Source organism: Pseudanabaena sp. 'Roaring Creek' (assembly GCF_001402795.1).
GTDB lineage: Bacteria > Cyanobacteriota > Cyanobacteriia > Pseudanabaenales > Pseudanabaenaceae > Pseudanabaena.
On the sequence record NZ_LIRE01000519.1, the window covers coordinates 1 to 2,942 of the forward strand.

Here is a 2,942-nt window from a genome sequence, read left to right on the forward strand (position 1 = left end):
CTTACACCGAGGGCTGAGCGAAGTCGAAGCCCGTCTACAAGTTATTTAAAACGACTATACTTCATCGGTTGATAATAGTTTCACTAGGCGATCGGCTAGGGGGTGACGATAACTGTCTGATTTTCAAAGAGGATAACAAGGACAGGGACGCAGGGGACAAAGCCAAGGATCGAGCCGCTCTTGGCTGACAAACTTCTTGATTTGATAATGGGAATCCAATAAGTCCAACACTTTTTTGATATAGGTATGAACTTGAGAAGCCGTCATGCCTGCACAATGAATTGGGGCGATCGCTGCAAACTTGTCTTGCCCCTGCCATACTTGCGCCGCGATCGCATGGATTGGGGTTGAGGCTCCCGCTGCACGATAAACCACCAATACCGCCCAATATATCTTCGCAAAATCCTCAGTATTGACTACTAACTCAGGGATCGAGGCTGAGCGTTTGCGTGCGCGGATGAGATTGCGGCGATCGCGATGGCGAGCATAGGAGCGACGGCTATAGCAAACCGTAGGATCCCAGCAATCGCCTCCATGTAATTCTTGCGCTTGATGAGCGGAAAGCATCGCACAGCGTTTACACTTGTCAGGAATTGCCTTAGCCATAATTAATAGCCATAATTCAGCTTACGAACTAGAGATTGCGTCACTGGAGATTGCTTCTAAAATGCGATCGAAGGTTTCTCGCAGCATAATTTTTTCCTCGACCAAAATTGTAGGGGTATCATCTACCGCCTCAAGAGAATTAGCATCCAGAATCAAAACACTTTCCCGATCATCCATCAGCCACTCAACCTGTAATAATTGCGCCACATCTCCAAACTCACTTTTCCATCCTTCACGAAATTCCAATACGACTGGGGACTGATATCCATCGATCGGAATTAAAGCGGTGAGTTTGGTATGGGAAGGATGATCGAAATCAGGAGCATATCCAAGTTTGATTAAAGCCTGTTCTACTTGCGAATAAGTAAGCATATTTCCATAAATTTCCATGATTGTATATTAAATCGCATATTACAGCGCTTTGCGCTCAAATCCAAACCAAGAGAATTTTTAAAATCCTTGCAGAGCAGCACTTTCAAAAATTCTCTTGGGGTTCGTTTGATCGACAATTGCGGTAAATTGCATATTAATATGCTTCACTTCCTACGTATTCCTCCTATAGCGGCTTTCATTTTACCGTAGGAAGATAAAAGCTTAAAAAACTTACTGGGATTGTTTTTCAGTTTTCAAAAGAAGTCGAAGTCTCTCATACTCAGTTATATAGCAGTAGGTACTTAAATCTATGTTTTTTTCGGTTTGAGTTTGGGATTAGCTGACTGCAAGGCATCGCGAAATTGTTTTGCCATCGGTGAATTAGGTCTTAATTCGATGGTTTTATCAAAAGCGGCGATCGCTTCCTCATCACGATGCAATCTACTAAGGACTCGCCCCTTTGCCTCCCAAGCATTGGGATTTTTGGGATCTAACTTGATTGCGGCTTCGGTCTTGCTGAGCGCTTCGGAGTATTTACCGAGGGTAGCGAGAATTCTTGATTCTTGAATCAACTTTTCATCGGGTGAATTACGAGTAGGACTTTCTGAGGCGCTAGACGATGGTAATGCTGGGATTATAGGTGCTGAAAGCTGGGGTGGAATTAGAGATTCGGGAGAAGTTGGGGGCTTTGGCAAGCTGGTCAATGGGGCTGGGCTGGGCTTGGGTAACTGGGAAAATGCTACAAAAGAAATCGATAAAATACCAATTATGCCTCCAGCAATAATGAAGGGATTTGTCCAAAGTGAGGACGGGAGAGACGGTGGAGGATTGCTTAAAGGATCGTCTGAAGGATTGCTTTGAAGAGTTGCTATTGGTTGCTGTTGAGTAGCACTGCTTACTACGGTATTTAACTCATGATTGGTGACGCTCGGTAGTTGGGCGATCGCTTCGAGTACTTCCGATGCTGACTGATAGCGCTGGCGGAAATCGTAGCGCACCATTTGATCGAGAAGGTCGAGAAACTCGCTTGAATAAACACCTTCGGGCAGGCGATCGCGCCATAACAGTTCGGCAGTATCAGGATTTTCAGGAAATAGTCTGGGTTCGCCGCCCGTGATGGCTTGGATGCCCAGCATCCCGACTGCATAAATATCGCTACAAAATCGAGGTTTGCCATTGAGCTGCTCGGTGGGCATATAGCCTGGAGAGCCGATGGAGATCGTTAAATTCGTGTTACCTTGCGAATCAACTACAAGACCACCAATTTCTTTAACTGCCCCAAAATCGATGAGTACAATTTTGCGATCGGATTTCCGCCTAATGAGATTAGCTGGTTTGATATCCCGATGAACTACGCCATGACCGTGAACGAAAACTAGAATTTCTAAAACCTCTTTAAGTAAAGTGATCGCCATAGATTCTGGCAGTCTGATCCCCTTACCCAGTTCTTGAGTAAGATCTTTGCCATCAGCAAATTCTTGGACTAAATAAAATTCTTCACCTTCTTGAAAGTGGGCGAGCAAACGTGGAATGCGATCGTGAGTACCCAAGGAATAAAGAACTTCTGCCTCTTGATCGAAGAGGCGTTTGGATGTTTCTAAGAGGAACGGCTCTTTTGAGGTGGGCTTGAGTTGCTTGACCACACAGATAGGATGTTTAGGTAAATCAATGTCTTCAGCCAAGTAGGTTTGCCCAAAACCGCCGCCACCAAGGTGACTAATGATTTTGTAATGTCCTCTAAGTATGGTGTTTAGCACATTTTCTCAAGGGGTAACTTGTCGAGATTCTCTAGAGCTATTATCGCAAAAACTAACCAATTTCAACGATATTTCAAGGCTCAAAATGGCTACGCCATTTTGAGCCTTGAAATATCGCTATAGCCAAATAAGTTAAGACATAAAACCCAGAAGAGTGTTGCGGCGCTTTGCGCCGCAACACTCTTCTGGGTTTTGTTTTTTGTCCTA

The 2,942-nt window shown here is 44.6% G+C and carries 3 protein-coding genes; all 3 read right to left on the reverse strand.

All coding sequences use genetic code 11. From position 1 onward, the window contains the following. Window positions 1–123: 123 nt before the first annotated feature. The gene (locus AC805_RS15890; RefSeq protein ID WP_055076326.1) at window positions 124–606 is read right to left on the reverse strand and encodes a hypothetical protein; all 483 of its coding nucleotides are present in this window, start codon (window positions 604–606) and stop codon (window positions 124–126) included. Between the two features lie 21 nt (window positions 607–627). After that, window positions 628–978, reverse strand: coding sequence for a hypothetical protein (locus tag AC805_RS15895; protein ID WP_156341424.1), 351 nt, complete (start codon window positions 976–978; stop codon window positions 628–630). Window positions 979–1,286: 308 nt separating this feature from the next. Continuing rightward, window positions 1,287–2,735, reverse strand: a complete 1,449-nt coding sequence (locus tag AC805_RS15900) for a serine/threonine-protein kinase (RefSeq protein WP_055076328.1) — start codon at window positions 2,733–2,735, stop codon at window positions 1,287–1,289. Window positions 2,736–2,942 lie beyond the last annotated feature (207 nt).

Excerpts from the sequence above, each read along its gene's own strand:
- AC805_RS15890 (WP_055076326.1), bottom strand. The coding sequence starts at position 606 with ATGGCTAAGGCAATTCCTGACAAGTGTAAACGCTGTGCGATGCTTTCC.
- AC805_RS15895 (WP_156341424.1), bottom strand. The coding sequence starts at position 978 with ATGCTTACTTATTCGCAAGTAGAACAGGCTTTAATCAAACTTGGATAT.